The following is a 16,350-nucleotide window of genomic DNA, read 5'->3' as shown; positions in this document are numbered from 1 at the left end:
CTATGCGAAGCCTGCAACGAAACCAAAGAAGCACCCGGCTGGTCCTGCCAACCCGTCCCCGGACCCCGACACACCGTCCAAACCCGGACCCCCACCGGCCACACCTACCAATCCACCGCCCCACCACTACCCGAAACACCCCACAACCTGCAACAGTTCGCTGATTCTGCCGGCATGCCTGCGGTCAATGGGATAGTTGACGATGCAGCCACCGCCACGTTAAGGGCCCGCGTCGAGGCTGGGACCGAACCCGTGATCAGCGATGGTGCCGTCCGCACTCGTACCAGCAACGGAGCAGACACTAAATTCGATGTGGGACGGCGGCGCTCTAAGAAGAAGAAGCGCCGATCGAGCCGCATTGTCGTCAGGCTGAGGGACATGCCAGACGCCCGCTGGCCTCAGGGCCGTTGATTACCCAGCGGTGCCTGTCTGGAATTTACTCTGATCCTGGGCGGTATTCTCCTGGTACTGAGTGTGCTCGGTATTTTGAATACCGTAGTGAACCCCGTCCCCTTAGACGGAGCTTTTGACCTGCGAGCCGATGGCGCGGTATTCTTGATAGTCGTTGTGCGTGTCCTATCTCGATAGCGCGCGCCCGCCTGGAGACTCGGTTGCAGAGTACCTGCCAGTGGGCGTGATCGGGAAGTAAGGATGACTGGTTTTCTGGAGCCCTCACCTCTGTTCCGGTAGCGCATAGATAAAAGGCGTAACCAACTGATAGCGCCACCAAAGATCAAGAAATGAAGGCAAATCCGTGCGTACGTACACCCCGAAGCCCGGCGACATCAACCGTCAGTGGCACGTCATTGACGCCACCGATGTTGTCCTAGGCCGTCTTGCCAGCCAGACCGCAACACTGCTGCGCGGAAAGCACAAGCCGACCTTTGCGCCCCATATGGACATGGGCGACTTTGTCATTATCATCAACGCTGAGAAGGTGGCTCTGACGGGCGCCAAGCTCGAGCAGAAGCGTGCCTACCGTCACTCCGGTTACCCGGGCGGCCTGTCCAGCGTCAACTACGCTGAACTGCTGGCCACCAACCCGGTCCGCGCCGTGGAGAAGGCGATCCGCGGCATGCTGCCAAAAAATTCCCTGGCTGCACAGCAGTTGGGCAAGCTGAAGGTCTATGCGGGTAACGAGCACCCGCACGCGGCTCAGCAGCCGAAGAGCTTCGAAATCACCCAGGTCGCCCAGTAGTCCTGGCCACCAACCCAACTTATCCAAGGAGAATCGTGGCTCAGAACACTGAAGAGCTCAACACGGAAGCCGCACCGGCTGCCGAAGAAGTATTGACCAGCTACACCTCGGAGAGCTCCGCCGCGGCGGATGTTGCCCCGAAGTCGGAACGTCCCGCCCTGACGGTTGCCGGCGCGGCTGTTGGCCGTCGTAAGGAAGCCATCGCCCGCGTGCGCGTTGTTCCCGGAACCGGTAAGTGGATTGTCAACGGCCGCGAGCTGGATGACTATTTCCCGAACAAGTTGCACCAGCAGGAAGTCAATGAGCCGTTCCGGATCCTCGATCTGCTGGGCGCCTACGACGTGATGGCCCGGATCCATGGTGGCGGAGCGTCCGGCCAGGCAGGTGCGCTGCGCTTGGGCGTGGCCCGTTCGTTGAATGAAATCGACGAAGAGAACAATCGTCCCACGCTGAAGAAGGCAGGCTTCCTGACTCGTGACGCCCGCGTCATTGAGCGCAAGAAGGCTGGTCTGAAGAAGGCACGCAAGGCCCCGCAGTACTCCAAGCGCTAAATCACCGCGCACGGAGATTCACGCAAAGCCCGCCGGAACATCTGTTCCGGCGGGTTTTGCGCATTTCATGCCCGCCTTCCCTATCGTGCTCGCCTGCATCGGCGTGAACCGGGCATCGGTGTGAACCGGGCACCGGCGTGGCCGGCGTCCGGGTTCCGGAAGTGCGTCAATTAGAATGGGTTGCAATGTCTAGATTATTTGGTACCGATGGTGTCCGCGGCCTGGCTAATGGCCTGCTCACAGCCGAACTGGCGTTGTCCCTGGCACAGGCCGCTGCGGTCGTGCTCGGACACGATCAAATGGTGGAGGGTAAGCGCCCCCGCGCGGTGATTGCCCGGGATCCGCGCGCCAGCGGTGAATTCATTGCCGCGGCGGTGGAAGCGGGGCTGGCCAGCGCCGGTGTTGACGTCTATGACGCCGGAGTGCTGCCCACCCCGGCCGCTGCCTTCCTGATCGCGGATCTGGGAGCCGACTTTGGCGTCATGATCTCCGCCTCGCACAATCCGGCGCCGGATAATGGGATCAAGTTCTTCGCCCGAGGTGGCCTGAAGCTGGCCGATGAGGTGGAGGACGCGATCGAGGCACAGTTGGAGCAGGACGCCTTCCGGCCGGTCGGTATTGGCGTGGGCCGGATCCAGCGGTTCGCGGACGCCGAGGACCGCTATGTGGTCCATCTGCTTTCGACATTGCCGAACCGTTTGGACGGCGTCAAAGTGGTGCTGGACTGTGCGCATGGCGCGGCCAGCGGATGTTCTCCGCAGGTTTTCAAGAATGCCGGTGCGGATGTGGTTGTTATTGGCGCCGAACCGGATGGGCTTAATATCAACGACGGCGTTGGCTCAACCCACCTGCGCCAGTTGCAGGACGCTGTGCTGGCACATGGCGCCGACCTGGGAATAGCGCACGACGGCGACGCGGACCGCTGCCTGGCGGTGGACCACGAGGGCACGGTGGTGGATGGGGACCAGATTATGGCCGTCCTGGCCGTGGCGCTCAAGGCTGCGGGAAAGCTTAAGGACGACGTCCTGGTGGCCACGGTGATGAGTAACCTTGGTCTGAAGATTGCGCTGCGGAACGAAGGCATCAGTCTCCGCGAAACAGCGGTGGGGGACAGGTACGTGCTGGAGGGAATGCGCGCCGGCGGATTCAGCTTGGGCGGAGAGCAGTCCGGACATGTGATCTTTGCGGACTACGCGACCACGGGCGACGGCATCCTGACTGGCCTTCAGCTGGCGGCCCAAGTGGCCGGAACCGGTCGGACACTGAAGCAATTGGCAGCGGTGATGACCAAGCTTCCGCAGCTGATGATCAATGTCAAGGACGTGGACAAGCATCGCGCCCGGACCGATGAGGGCGTCAGCGCAGCCGTTGCGGACGCCGAGCGGGAGCTGGGGGACACCGGCCGGGTGCTGCTGCGTCCCTCCGGCACCGAAGCCCTGGTGCGGGTCATGGTTGAGGCCGGCGATATGGCCACGGCCACCAGGATCTGCACCGACCTGGCCGCCGTCGTCGAGTCGCGGCTGGCCCTCCAGCTCTGACGCCAGCGGCTGCGGACCTCGGCCGGCGGACCTCCAGCTTCGCCGCCGTCGGCTGGAAGAGTCAGTTGCGGGTGATGAGCGCGTCCCGGATCTCGGTGAGCAGTTCGATCTGAGGATCGACTGCCTCGCTGCCTTCCTCGTTGCTGATGCCAAGCTTGCGGTTGCGGCGCTCGATCATGTGGTTCATCGGCATGACGACGACGAAGTAGATGGCGGCCGCAATGAGGATGAAGTTCACCACGGCGGTGATCAGCACACCGAACTTGACGTCGTTGCCTCTGAGCGTGATCACGGCGAATGAGTTAAAGTTGGGCGACCCCACCAATGCTGCGATCAGCGGCATCAGCACATTCGCGACCAGGGCGTTGATCACAGCCCCGAAGGCGGTGCCCATGACGACGGCGACGGCAAGGTCTACGACGTTGCCCTTCATGATAAATTCCTTGAATCCTGTAATCATGCCCTCAAGCTACCCTGAACTGCTGGCTCACGGAACGGCTGCGGGACGCTTTTCTAGCCGGAGTCCGTTAGGCGTAATCGGGCGCCGCCGGCAGGCCAAGGTATTCCTCGAACGTGGTGAATCTCCGGGCCACCAGGTCTGCTGCCAGCTCAACTCCGACGTAGCGCAGGTGCCAGGGCTCAGCCAAATATCCGGTTACCCGGGCCCGGCCCAGCTGGTACCGGATCAGAAAGCCATAGCCGTGCGCGTTCGCGGCGGCCCAGGCTGCGGCGGGTTGGTCGGCAAAGCAGGGATCGAAGGCGCAGGCCCCGCCGCTGTCGCCGATGTCGAAGGCCAAACCGGTCTGGTGCTCGGAATAGCCGGGACGGGCGGATTTCGTGTCCGCATCCGCGACGCCAGTGCCGGCGACGTACCCGTTGTAGAGAGAGACCTGCGTGCCGTAGGAGCGGTAGCTGCTCAGCACGGTGATCCCGGCGCCGGCGGTGGCTGCCGCGGCGACCATCCGGGCCAGCGCGTTGGCCGCCTCGGCCCGCAGCAAGGCTGCGCCGCCACCGCTGCCCGCAGGCACGGTCGCCGAAACGAGGTCCGCGGGTTCATATTTGGCCGGGTGGAGGGGATGGTGCTTGTTGACCAGCACCCAGGGACTGTTGGGGTCGGTCAGCGAAAACTGGCGCTTCAGGGCGTGCACGGGCGAATCGGACGACGGCGTCAGCCCGGCTGGGCGGGCAGCGGGAGTATTCGCAGCGGTGGGGCCGGAGTCTGCTGCCGGATTAACGGTTCCTTCGGTTCCTTCGGTTCCTTCGGTTGTTTCGGTCGCTGCGCCGGTCGCGGTCGCAGCGCCGCCAACGGGAGTGCCGACCCTCGGGGCACCGCCTGAGGGTGCCGGCGGCGCTGAGCCAGCCGTCGCCGTCGTCCGCCCTGGACGTCCGGCAGCGGCGGAGGGCGCCGTGCAGGCCGCAAGGGCGGCTCCCGCGGCCAGCGCGCATCCGGCCGCCAGCCATTTTGTCACTGAGCGGCGGTCGGGGCCAGACTGGCTGTTCACGTCTTGCGCAGCAGCATGCGGCGGATGGAATGGTCGGCGTCCTTGGTGAGCACCAACTGGGCACGGGCGCGGGTGGGCAGCACGTTCTCGCTCAGGTTGGGCTCATTGATCCGTTTCCAGATGTCGAGCGCCGTCTCGACCGCCTGGGCATCCGAAAGGCCGGCGTACCGGTGGAAGTAGGATTCGGGATGTGCAAAGGCGGAGGAACGCAGGGAACGGAAGCGGTCCACGTACCACTGCTCGATGAAGCGGGTCTTGGCATCGACATAGATGGAGAAGTCGAAGAAATCGCTGACGGCCAGCCCGGACCTGCCGTCCATGCGGGGGCGGGCCGGAGCAAGGACGTTGAGCCCCTCCACGATCAGGACATCGGGACGGCGGACCACCACTTCGCGGCCCGGCACAATGTCATAGGTGAGGTGCGAATACCACGGGGCACGCACCTCCTCGGCGCCACCCTTGACCTCGCTGACGAAACGCAGCAGGGCACGCCGGTCGTAGGATTCCGGAAAACCTTTGCGCTGCAGCAGCCCGCGCCGTTCCAGCTCGGCATTGGGATACAGGAAACCGTCGGTGGTGACCAGCTCCACGTTCGGCGTGTCCGGCCAGCGCCGCAGCATCTCTCGCAGCACGCGGGCGGTTGTGGACTTGCCCACAGCTACAGAGCCTGCCACCCCAATGACGAACGGTGTGCGCCGCACCTGCTCCCCGAGGAAGGTGGTGGTTGCCGCGTGCAGTGCACCAGCAGCGCCAACATAAAGATTGAGCAGCCGGGACAGGGGAAGGTAGACCTCCCGAACCTCCTTGATGCTGAGCTGATCGCCCAATCCGCGCAGTCTAAGCACATCTTCTTCGTTGAGCGGCTGTTCAATTTCGTTCGAGAGTCGTGACCAGGTCTGGCGGTCCAGCTCCACGAAAGGAGAGACGCCGTCGTGGCTGTTGGACTCGTTTCGTTGGGAAGTCACCCTGACGATTCTGCCCTGCGCGGGAGGAATAGGCGAAACGTTCCGGTTGACCGGCTGCGGGTTTTCGCCGAAAAGCCCGTTACCCTTGATGATATGTGTGGAATTGTTGGTTATGTTGGCCGCGCGCGCGGCGTTGATGGAGTTGCGCCCAAGGATCATGGCGCCCTGGATGTGGTCCTCGAGGGCCTGCGCCGGCTGGAGTACCGCGGCTACGATTCGGCCGGAGTGGCCGTAGTGGCCGACGGCCGGATTGAATCCCGGAAAAAATCCGGGAAGCTGGTTAATCTGCTTAACTTGCTGGCGGAGGATCCGCTGCCGGCGGCCACCATCGGAATCGGACACACACGGTGGGCCACGCACGGCGGTCCCACCGACGCGAACGCGCACCCGCATCTGGCGGACGGTGGCTCCCTGGCCCTGATTCACAACGGCATCATCGAAAATTTCGCTGAGCTGAAGCAGGAATTGCTGAGCCGCGGGCACTCCTTTATTTCCGATACCGACACCGAAGTCGCCGCAGCCCTGCTCGGGGACACCTACGCGACCCTGGTCGCCGCAGGAACCACTGCGAAGCCGCTCACGGAGGCCATGCAATTGACCTGCCAGCGGCTCGAGGGAGCCTTCACCCTGCTGGCCGTCCATGCAGACCAGCCCGACGCCGTCGTCGCCGCCCGCCGGAATTCCCCGCTGGTGGTGGGACTGGGCGAGGGCGAGAACTTCCTGGGCTCCGACGTATCCGGCTTCATCGATTACACCCGCCGTGCCGTTGAGCTGGGCCAGGACCAGATCGTGACGATCACGGCGGAAACCGTGGACATTACAGACTTTTATGGTGCTCCCGCCCAGGGCAAGGAATACCACGTCGACTGGGACGCGGCAGCCGCGGAAAAGGATGGCTACCCCTCCTTCATGGAGAAGGAAATCCATGACCAGCCCGATGCCGTGGGGGCGACCCTCCTGGGCCGCTCGGCTCCGGATGGCCGGCTGACCCTTGACGAGCTGCGGATTGATCCGAAGCTGCTTAAGACGGTGAATAAGATCATTGTGCTGGCCTGCGGAACCTCAGCGTATGCCGGTCAGGTGGCCAAGTATGCCATTGAGCACTGGTGCCGGATTCCCACCGAGGTGGAGCTTTCACACGAGTTCCGCTACCGTGATCCGATCGTGGACGAACGGACACTTATCGTGTCCATTTCACAGTCGGGCGAGACGATGGACACCCTGATGGCCGTCCGCTACGCCCGTGAACAGGGCGCCATGACGGTGGCCATCTGCAACACCAACGGTTCCACCATTCCGCGGGAATCCGACGCCGTCTTGTACACGCACGCCGGTCCGGAAATTGCCGTCGCCTCGACCAAGGCGTTCCTGGCCCAGATCACCGCTGCGTACCTGCTCGGTCTCTACCTTGCCCAACTGCGGGGCAACAAGTTCCAAGGCGAAATCAAGGACATTCTGGCCGACCTGGCCAAGACTCCGGCGAAAATCCAGCAGATTCTGGACAACTCGGGGCAGATCAAGGATCTGGCGCGGTCCATGGCAAATGCGAAATCTGTGCTCTTCCTGGGCCGCCACGTTGGGTTTCCGGTGGCCATGGAGGGAGCGCTGAAGCTCAAGGAGCTGGCGTACATCCACGCAGAGGGATTTGCCGCCGGTGAGCTCAAACATGGGCCGATTGCGCTGATTGAAGAGGGCCAGCCGGTCGTCGTCGTCGTGCCGTCTCCGCGCGGCCGGGATTCGCTGCATGCCAAGATCGTGTCCAATATCCAGGAAATCCGTGCCCGTGGGGCCAAAACCATCGTTATTGCCGAAGAGGGCGACGAAGCGGTCAAGGCCTATGCCGAGCACGTGTTCTACATTCCGGAGACGCCCACCCTGCTGGCTCCGCTGCTGGCCACCGTGCCGCTGCAGATTTTCGCCTGTGAGCTGGCCACGGCCAAGGGCTACGACGTGGACCAGCCGCGAAATCTGGCCAAGAGCGTCACTGTCGAGTAGCCGCGTCCCGTTAGGCTAGTTCCATGATCATCGGGATTGGCGTGGATGTAGTGGACGTGGAACGTTTTGGCCGGCAGCTGACCCGGACGCCGGGGCTGCTGGAGCGGCTTTTCGTTCCGGCTGAGCGCACGCTTAATACCCGCTCTCTTGCCGCGAGGTTCGCCGCCAAGGAAGCAGTGGCCAAGACGCTGGGTGCGCCGGCCGGAATGAACTGGCAGGACTGCTGGATCGGTCTGGACGAACACGGTCCCACCATCCAGGTCAAAGACACCGTGGCGGCAGTGGCACGGGCCAAGGGTGTGAAGCGCTGGCATCTGTCGATGAGCCATGATGCCGGGATTTCCACCGCCATGGTGATTGCCGAGGGCTAGATGCTGCGGGCATTCACGGGGAGCCAGATCCGTGCGGCTGAAGAGCCGCTCTTGCAGGCTGGGCGGGGGCCTGAGCTGATGAAGCGTGCGGCCCACGGGCTGGCCGGGGCGGCAGCCGGAATGCTGAAGGACCGGCGGGTTGGTGTCGATGGCAGCCGGATCGTGGTGCTGGCCGGTTCCGGAAACAACGCCGGCGATGCTTTGTATGCCGCCGCTGAGCTGGCAGTCAGGGGGGCGCGGGCGACGGCGATGCTCACCGCCGGACGGACGCATGGACCCGCTCTGGCGGCCTTTGAACGGGCGGGGGGCCGGACGCTGCTGCTCCCGCAGGATTCCTCCCTGGATGGTTTCCTGCTGGAATCCGGTTTTCTCGCCGATGTCACGAAGGCGCACATTCTGATCGACGGGATCCTGGGAACCGGTGCCACGGGCGGCTTGCGTGAGCCGGCGGCATCGCTGGTCCGGGTCCTGCAGACCGTGAGCGGGCCGGCCGTGGTGGCCTGCGACTTGCCCAGCGGAATTAACGCGGACACCGGAGAAGTAACGCATCCCGTGCTGGGCGCAGACCATACCGTCACCTTCGGGGCCACCAAGGTCGGGCTGCTGGCATCCCCGGCGGAAGGATTCGCCGGCAAGGTACAGCTGATCGATATTGGCTTGGCGCCGCAGCTGGCCGCGCGGGGAGTTGGCGGTGCGGCGCTGCGCCGGTTGGAAACTGAAGACCTGGCGGCGTTGCTCCCTGAGCCAGTGGGCAGCGACCAGAAATACACCCGGGGCGTGCTGGGCATCGTGGCCGGTTCCGCCCAATACCCGGGTGCCGCTCAACTCAGTTGCGCGGGTGCGTTGGCCTGCGGCGTTGGCATGGTTCGTTACCTCGGTCCGGAAGCGGTGGCCACCCTGATCCATGGCCAGAGTCCGGAAGCGGTCTGCAGCCAAGGCGACGTTGGCTCGAACCGGGTCCAGGCGTGGCTGGTCGGACCGGGGATCACCGGGGATGCGGCCCAGGAGCAACGGAGCAGGGACGCGCTGGACTCCGGACTTCCGGTCGTGGCGGACGCGGGGGCACTGGAATTCCTGCCCGATTCCGTTGCCCGGCATGTGGTGCTGACCCCGCATGCGGGCGAATTGGCCACCTTGCTGTCGGCCCGCGGACACAACGTCCAGCGCGGCGACGTCGAGGCTAATGGCCTGCGTTACGTCCGATTAGCAGCGGACCTGACCGGGGCAACTGTCCTGCTGAAAGGCTCAACGACGGTGGTCGCCTCGCCCGGCAGCGCCTATTTCAGCCAATCCGAGGGCACGGCATGGATGGCGACGGCGGGCAGCGGGGATACCTTGGCCGGAATCCTCGGTGCGCTGCTGGCGGCGCTCGCGGACGACGTCGACCGCTTTGAGCGGCTGGGCATCGCAGCACAGGACCGTTGGGCCGCGACGGCGGCGCTTGCGGCCAGCCTGCATGGCCGTGCAGGGGCTGCCGCGAGCGCCGGCGGCCCGCTCAAGGCAAGTGACATTTCGGCGGCGATTCCGGATGTCTGGCGCCGCCTGATCCCGCACGAATAAGTCGTCCGGTAGCGAGGATGTCGCTCAGTTGGCTTAGTATTTGGAACAGTTGTTTTGCGCTGGCACTTGCCTTCGCACCTGTCTGAAATGGAGCGCACATGGAAGTTTGGCCGGGTAATGCCTATCCGCTGGGGGCCACGTTTGACGGAAACGGAACCAATTTCGCCATCTTCAGCGAAGTCGCCGAATCCGTCCAGCTGTGCCTTTTTGACGACACCGGCGAGGAGGTCTGCGTCGATGTCAGGGAAGTGGACGGCTACGTCTGGCACTGTTACCTGCCGCAGGTCCAACCCGGGCAGAAATACGGCTACCGCGTCCACGGACCCTACGATCCGTCGCAGGGTCAGCGCTGCAATCCCAACAAACTGCTGCTGGATCCCTATGCCAAGGCGGTGGCCGGCGGGATTGACTGGGACCCTGCCCTGTTCTCCTACAACCTGGGTGAACCGGACTCGAAGAATGATGCCGACTCCGCCCCGCACATGATGCTCGGCGTGGTGATCAACCCGTTCTTTGACTGGGATGGTGACCGCTTGCCGCGCACGCCGTATCACGATTCGGTCATTTACGAGGCGCATGTGAAGGGCCTGACCAAGCTGCACGAGGAGATACCCGAAGAACAGCGGGGAACCTATGCCGGTGTGGCCCATCCGGTGGTGATTGAGCACCTGAAGAAACTGGGCATCACAGCCATTGAGCTGATGCCGGTGCACCAGTTTGTGCAGGACAGCACGCTGCTGGATCAGGGGTTGTCCAATTACTGGGGCTACAACACGATAGGTTTCTTCGCTCCGCACAACGAGTACTCCTCCACCGGTGACCTGGGCCAGCAGGTGCAGGACTTCAAGGCCATGGTCCGGGCGCTGCACCGGGCGGACATTGAGGTCATTCTCGATGTGGTCTACAACCACACCGCCGAGGGCAACCATCTGGGCCCCACGCTGTCCTTCCGCGGCATCGACAACGCTGCGTACTACCGTCTTATGGACGGCGACGAACAGCACTACATGGACTACACCGGGACCGGAAATTCGCTCAACGTCCGTAATCCGCACGCACTGCAGCTGCTGATGGATTCGCTGCGGTACTGGGTAACCGAGATGCATGTGGACGGCTTCCGTTTCGATCTTGCGTCCACGCTGGCCCGGGAATTTTACGACGTGGACAAGCTGTCCACATTCTTCGAACTGATCCAGCAGGATCCTGTGGTGTCCCAGGTGAAGCTGATTGCAGAGCCGTGGGACATCGGTCCGGGCGGTTACCAGGTGGGTAACTTCCCGCCGCAGTGGACCGAGTGGAACGGAAAGTACCGCGACACCGTCCGCGACTTTTGGCGCGGCGAGCCCGCCACCCTGGGCGAGTTCGCCTCACGGCTGACGGGATCCTCGGATCTGTACGAGCACTCCGGCCGCCGGCCGGTAGCTTCCATCAACTTCGTCACGGCACACGATGGATTCACCATCTCGGACCTCGTGTCCTACAACGAAAAGCACAACGAGGCCAACGGGGAGGGCAACAACGACGGCGAGTCCCACAACCGCTCCTGGAACTGCGGTGCGGAAGGTCCCACCGACGATCCGGAGATTCTCTCGCTCCGCGCGCGCCAGCAGCGAAATCTCATCGCCACCTTGCTGCTTTCCCAGGGCGTGCCCATGGTGCTCCATGGGGACGAGTTGGGACGGACCCAGCAAGGGAACAACAACACCTATTGCCAGGACTCCGAGCTGAGCTGGATTCACTGGGACTCCGCGGACCAGCCGCTGGTGGAATTTACCGCGGCCGTCAACCGGCTGCGGCATGAGCACCCCACCTTCCGGCGCAGCCGCTTCTTCGACGGCCGTCCGGTGCGGCGCGGTGAGGGTGAGAAGCTCCAGGACATCGTCTGGCTCAATGCCGACGGCAACGAGATGCTGCCGGAGGACTGGGACTCTTCGATTGGGCGTTCGATAGGGGTTTTCCTCAACGGAGATGGCATCCGCGGTGTGGACACGCGCGGACTCCGGATCAGCGACGTGAATTTCATGCTGTATTTCAACGCCTATGTTGAACCGGTTGAATTCACCATCCCGGGCAAGGAGTTCGCACCGCGGTGGGATGTCACGATCGACACAGCAGGTCAGAACAGCGACAACCGGACGCTGGATGCGGGGGCGAAACTGGAGGTGGCAGCTAAGTCACTGGTGGTGCTGCGTGCCCACAGCGGACCAGTGGAGGAGCCGGATTATTCGGTCGCCGCATCGCTGGCCGTGCTCGCCGACGTCAATGACGAGCCGGAGCCGGAGCGGGAGCCGGTGTCGGCGCCCTAGCAGCACCGCCAGCACCGCCGCCTACCGCCCGGATCCTCTACCTGGCCCGCGTCCACCCCTGCCTGAAGGAGATGTGCCATGAAAACGCCCGCCTCGACCTACCGGCTGCAGATCCGGTCCGACTTCACCCTTGCCGATGCGGCGAAGCAGGTGCCCTACCTGGCGGCGTTGGGGGTGGACTGGCTCTATCTTTCGCCGCTGCTCAAGGCCGAGGAAGGATCCGACCACGGCTATGACGTGGTGGATCCCTCCCTCCTGGACCCGGCGCGGGGAGGCGAAGAGGAGTTGGCGGCCCTCGCGGATGCGGCGCATGGGGCCGGGATGGGAATCCTGCTCGATATTGTGCCCAACCACATGGGAGTCGCCACCCCGGCACAGAATCCTTGGTGGTGGTCGCTGCTCAAGGAGGGCCGCGGGTCCAGGTACGCGGAAGCCTTTGACGTGGAATGGGATGCCGGTGGGGGAAAAGTCCGGCTCCCGGTGCTGGGCTCGGCCGATGACCTTGACCAGTTGCAGGTGGTGCTGTCCGGCCCATCCGGCGAGGCGGAGCTGCACTACTACGACCACCGTTTTCCGTTGGCGCCCGGGACCTTCGAGGACGCCCCGGCATCCGCGGCGGAAACTTCCGGCGACGGCGACGGCGGCGGCGGCGACGGTGGCAGTGGCAGTGGCAGTGGCAGCGGCAGTGGCGGCGGCGGCGGTGGCGGCGGTGGCGGCGGCGGTGGCGGGAGTTGGGCACGGCTGGTGCACGGGCGCCAGCACTACGAACTGGTGGACTGGCGCCGCGCCGATTATGACCTGAACTATCGCCGGTTTTTTGCGGTCAACACGCTGGCCGGCATCCGGGTGGAAGTGCCATGGGTCTTTGATGAATCGCACGCACAGATCCTGCGCTGGGTCGAGCAGGGCTGGGTGAATGGCCTGCGCGTGGACCATCCGGACGGTTTGGCCGACCCTGCCGGCTATCTGGAACGGCTCAAAGCAGCCTCCGGCGGCGCGTACCTGCTGGTGGAGAAGATCCTGGAACCGGGGGAACGGATGCCCGCGGACTTCGGCTGCGAGGGCACTACCGGATACGACGCGCTGGCTCAGCTGGATCGGCTCTTCGTCGACCCACAGGGCGAGGAGGCGCTGACCGCTCTGGACACCCGGTTGCGCAACGGCGCTGCGTGTGACTATTCGAAGCTGATCCACGGCACCAAACGTGCCGTGGCGGACGGAATCCTGAACTCGGAGGTCCGGCGCCTGGCCCGGCTGATTCCGGGTGGCACACCAATCGCCCAGGACGTGGCGGTGGATGCACTGGCGGAGCTGATCAGCAGCTTCGATGTCTACCGCAGCTATCTCCCCTTCGGCCGCTCCGAACTGGAGACGGCAGCGGCGGCCGCATGCCGCCGTCGTCCGGAACTGAAGACCGCGGTGGAGCTTCTGCTCCCGCTGCTGGCAGGGAAGGATCCGGTGGCGCTGGAACTCTCAGTGCGGTTCCAGCAGACCTCCGGCATGGTGATGGCCAAGGGCGTGGAGGATTGTGCCTTTTACCGTTACACCCGGCTCACCTCGCTGACCGAGGTGGGAGCGGATCCGGCGCAGTGGTCCGTCAGCGCAGCGGACTTCCACCGGTTTATGGCCGAGCGCCAGGAGCGTGAGCCGCTGACCATGAACACGCTCAGCACGCACGACACGAAGCGCGGCGAGGACACCCGGGCCCGGATTTCGGTCCTGGCCGAGGCGCCGGAGCAGTGGGAGGAACTGCTGACCCGGCTGCGGCAGTTGGCCCCCCTGCCGGACGGACCGCTGGAGAATCTGCTCTGGCAATCCATAGTCGGGGCCTGGCCGCTGAATCGGGATCGGCTGCTCGGCTACGCCCAAAAAGCGGCGCGTGAAGCGGGTAACTCGACCACCTGGACCGATCCGGATGAGGCTTTTGAGCAGAGTCTGACCCAGTTGGTGGACGCCGTCTACGGGCAGCCGGAAATTGCCGGGTTGCTGACCGATTTCGTGGCGCGGACCCGGCCGTCCTGGACGGCTAATTCGCTGGGCGCCAAGCTGGTGCAGCTGACGATTCCCGGTGTGCCGGACGTGTATCAGGGCAGTGAGTTGTGGGAGCAGTCCCTCACCGATCCGGACAACCGGCGGGAGGTGGACTTTGCGCTGCGGCAGCGCCTGCTGAGCGGCCTTGACGGCGGCGAGCGGCCCGCTGCGGATGCCGAGGACACCAAACTGCTGGTGACCGCCACTGCACTGCGGCTCCGGCGGACCCGTCCGGAGCTCTTTTCCGGCTATCGGCCGGTGCAGGCATCGGGGCCGGCCGCTGAGCACCTGATTGGCTTCGACCGCGGCGGAGCGCTCACGCTGGCCACCCGGCTGTCCGGGCGGTTGGCGGACGCCGGCGGCTGGCGGGAGACCGCCATCGAACTGCTGCAGCCTGCTACCGATGTGCTGACCGGGCGTCGGCACCCGGCCGGCCGAGCCGAAGTGCAGACGATCCTAACCGATTATCCGGTGGCGCTGCTGGTTTACGGAACTGATGAGGGAGAACGATGAGCCGCAGGGAGATCATGAGCCGCTTCGACGTCTGGGCTCCGGACGCTGACACCGTTGCCGTGCTGGCCGACGGGCAAACCCTACCGATGGACCGGCTCGACGGCGGCTGGTGGGGACTGCAGGACGGCTCGGCCGGCGGCGGTTCGGCCAGCGGCGGTTCGGCCAAGGGCGGCGCGCCGTCCGGCGCCGAGGTGGACTACGGTTATCTGCTGGACGGCTCGCAGGAGCCGCTTCCGGATCCGCGGTCCCGCCGTCAACCGCACGGTGTGCATGGGCTGTCGAGGACCTTCGATTCCGGCGGCTACCTCTGGGGGGACCGGAAATGGACCGGCAGGCCGCTGGCCGGCGGCTCGATCTACGAACTGCACATTGGCACCTTCACCCCGGCGGGAACCCTCGATGCCGCGGTGGCGAAGCTGGACTATCTGGTGGACCTGGGCGTGGATTTCATCGAACTGCTGCCGGTCAACGCCTTCAACGGCACGCACAACTGGGGCTACGACGGGGTGCTCTGGTACGCCGTGCAGGAGGAGTACGGCGGCCCGGAAGCCTACCAGCGGCTGGTGGACGCGGCGCATCAGCGCGGGCTGGGCGTCATCCAGGACGTAGTGTACAACCATCTGGGTCCAAGCGGTAACTATCTGCCGCGCTTTGGTCCGTACCTGACGCAGGGCTCCGCCAACACGTGGGGCGACTCGCTTAACCTGGACGGTCCGGACTCCGATGAGGTGCGCCGTTACATCGTGGATAACGCGCTGATGTGGTTCCGTGATTTCCACGTCGATGGGCTGCGGCTGGATGCCGTTCACGCCCTGCGGGACACCCGGGCGGTGCACATCCTGGAGGAGCTGGCCACCGCCACGGACGCCCTCGCGGTCCGGCTGGGCAAACCATTGTTCCTGGTGGCCGAATCGGACCTCAATGATCCGTCGCTGATCCGCCCCCGTCCGGCTCACGGTTTGGGGCTAAGCGCGCAGTGGAGCGATGACTTCCATCACGCGGCCCACGTCAACGTGACAGGGGAAACAGAGGGATATTACGCGGATTTCGCCTCCATCGGGGCACTGGCGAAGGTGTTGAGCAAGGGTTTTTACCACGACGGTTCCTACTCCAGCTTCCGCGGCCGGCACCACGGCCGGCCGCTGGACCTGCTGCACCAGCAGACCTGGCAGCTGGTGGTCTGCATCCAGAACCATGACCAGATCGGCAATCGGGCCACCGGGGACAGACTCAGCGCAACGTTGGACTACAATCATCTGGCGCTCGCGGCGGTGCTGAACCTCGCCTCGCCCTTCACTCCAATGCTGTTCATGGGGGAGGAATACGGCGCCCGGACGCCCTGGCAGTTTTTCACCTCCCATCCCGAGCCCGAGCTCGGCAAGGCGACGGCGGAGGGACGGATCGCTGAGTTCGCCCGCATGGGCTGGGATCCCGCCGTCGTGCCGGATCCGCAGGACCCCGAAACCTTCCGGCGCTCCAAACTGGACTGGAGCGAAGCTGCCGGAGAGGAACAAGGCCGGCTGTTGGCCCTCTACCGGGAGCTGCTGGCGCTGCGCCGAAGCACACCGGAGCTGACCGCTCCGTCATTTGCCGCCGTCGGCGTCGAATACTCCGAACCGGAGCGCTGGCTGGTGCTGCACCGGGGAGATTCGGGCGGCGGCATCAGCGTCGCCTTTAATTTCTCGGACCAGCCGCGCAGGATTCCAGCCGGTTACTCCTCCGTCCTGCTGGCCACAGCCGACGGCGTTGGCCACGACGGCGACGGAGTGCTGCTGCCGGCCTGGTCCGCAGCGGTGCTGCGGGACTGACCGGCGGAAGTG

At 64.7% G+C, this 16,350-nt stretch carries 12 protein-coding genes and 1 pseudogene; 10 read left to right on the top strand and 3 right to left on the bottom strand.

The window, feature by feature from the left end; translation table 11 throughout:
* The 4 genes and pseudogenes from IV498_RS13370 to glmM all read left to right on the top strand — a co-directional run.
* Nucleotides 1-411 (top strand): annotated as a pseudogene (locus IV498_RS13370) (hypothetical protein); the annotation flags it as partial.
* Nucleotides 412-754: 343 nt separating this feature from the next.
* Complete coding sequence (gene rplM, locus IV498_RS13365; protein ID WP_269047348.1) at nt 755-1,198, top strand: 50S ribosomal protein L13; 444 nt, start codon at nt 755-757, stop codon at nt 1,196-1,198.
* A gap of 35 nt (nt 1,199-1,233) precedes the next feature.
* Complete coding sequence (rpsI, locus tag IV498_RS13360) at nt 1,234-1,749, top strand: 30S ribosomal protein S9 (RefSeq protein ID WP_269047346.1); 516 nt, start codon at nt 1,234-1,236, stop codon at nt 1,747-1,749.
* Between the two features lie 185 nt (nt 1,750-1,934).
* Nucleotides 1,935-3,287: a phosphoglucosamine mutase gene (glmM, locus tag IV498_RS13355; protein ID WP_269047344.1), complete on the top strand. Its 1,353-nt coding sequence runs from the start codon at nt 1,935-1,937 to the stop codon at nt 3,285-3,287.
* Between the two features lie 61 nt (nt 3,288-3,348).
* Here glmM and mscL read toward each other — a convergent pair whose 3' ends face one another.
* The 3 genes from mscL to coaA form a co-directional block, all read right to left on the bottom strand.
* Entirely contained in the window at nt 3,349-3,747 is a 399-nt protein-coding gene (mscL, locus tag IV498_RS13350; protein WP_269047342.1) for a large conductance mechanosensitive channel protein MscL, read from the bottom strand.
* Between the two features lie 67 nt (nt 3,748-3,814).
* A complete protein-coding gene (locus IV498_RS13345; RefSeq protein ID WP_269047340.1) occupies nt 3,815-4,789 on the bottom strand; it encodes a M15 family metallopeptidase in 975 nt (324 codons plus the stop codon).
* A complete protein-coding gene (coaA, locus tag IV498_RS13340) occupies nt 4,786-5,754 on the bottom strand; it encodes a type I pantothenate kinase (protein ID WP_442951351.1) in 969 nt (322 codons plus the stop codon). The genes IV498_RS13345 and coaA overlap by 4 nt, the downstream gene beginning before the upstream one ends.
* A gap of 93 nt (nt 5,755-5,847) precedes the next feature.
* On the opposite strand from coaA, the gene glmS reads away from it, so the two are divergent.
* The 6 genes from glmS to treZ all read left to right on the top strand — a co-directional run bounded on the left by glmS (nt 5,848) and on the right by treZ (nt 16,338).
* Nucleotides 5,848-7,749 carry a glutamine--fructose-6-phosphate transaminase (isomerizing) gene (glmS, locus tag IV498_RS13335; protein ID WP_269047339.1) on the top strand — a complete coding sequence of 634 codons (1,902 nt, stop codon included), beginning with the start codon at nt 5,848-5,850 and terminating at the stop codon, nt 7,747-7,749.
* Nucleotides 7,750-7,772: 23 nt separating this feature from the next.
* Nucleotides 7,773-8,120: a holo-ACP synthase gene (locus IV498_RS13330; protein WP_269047337.1), complete on the top strand. Its 348-nt coding sequence runs from the start codon at nt 7,773-7,775 to the stop codon at nt 8,118-8,120.
* A gap of 78 nt (nt 8,121-8,198) precedes the next feature.
* A complete protein-coding gene (locus IV498_RS13325; protein WP_330059608.1) occupies nt 8,199-9,680 on the top strand; it encodes an NAD(P)H-hydrate epimerase in 1,482 nt (493 codons plus the stop codon).
* A 98-nt stretch (nt 9,681-9,778) separates the two neighbouring features.
* Nucleotides 9,779-11,986: a glycogen debranching protein GlgX gene (glgX, locus tag IV498_RS13320; RefSeq protein ID WP_269047333.1), complete on the top strand. Its 2,208-nt coding sequence runs from the start codon at nt 9,779-9,781 to the stop codon at nt 11,984-11,986.
* 78 nt (nt 11,987-12,064) lie between these two features.
* A complete protein-coding gene (gene treY, locus IV498_RS13315) occupies nt 12,065-14,530 on the top strand; it encodes a malto-oligosyltrehalose synthase (RefSeq protein WP_269047331.1) in 2,466 nt (821 codons plus the stop codon).
* A complete protein-coding gene (treZ, locus tag IV498_RS13310; protein WP_269047329.1) occupies nt 14,527-16,338 on the top strand; it encodes a malto-oligosyltrehalose trehalohydrolase in 1,812 nt (603 codons plus the stop codon). The genes treY and treZ overlap by 4 nt, the downstream gene beginning before the upstream one ends.
* The last annotated feature ends 12 nt before the right edge of the window (nt 16,339-16,350 follow it).

The sequence above is a fragment of the Paenarthrobacter sp. Z7-10 genome, from assembly GCF_026932795.1.
In the GTDB taxonomy this organism is placed as follows: Bacteria; Actinomycetota; Actinomycetes; order Actinomycetales; family Micrococcaceae; genus Arthrobacter_M.
The sequence above is the reverse complement of the archived record's forward strand: the minus strand, read 5'-3'. Positions and strand labels throughout refer to the sequence as shown.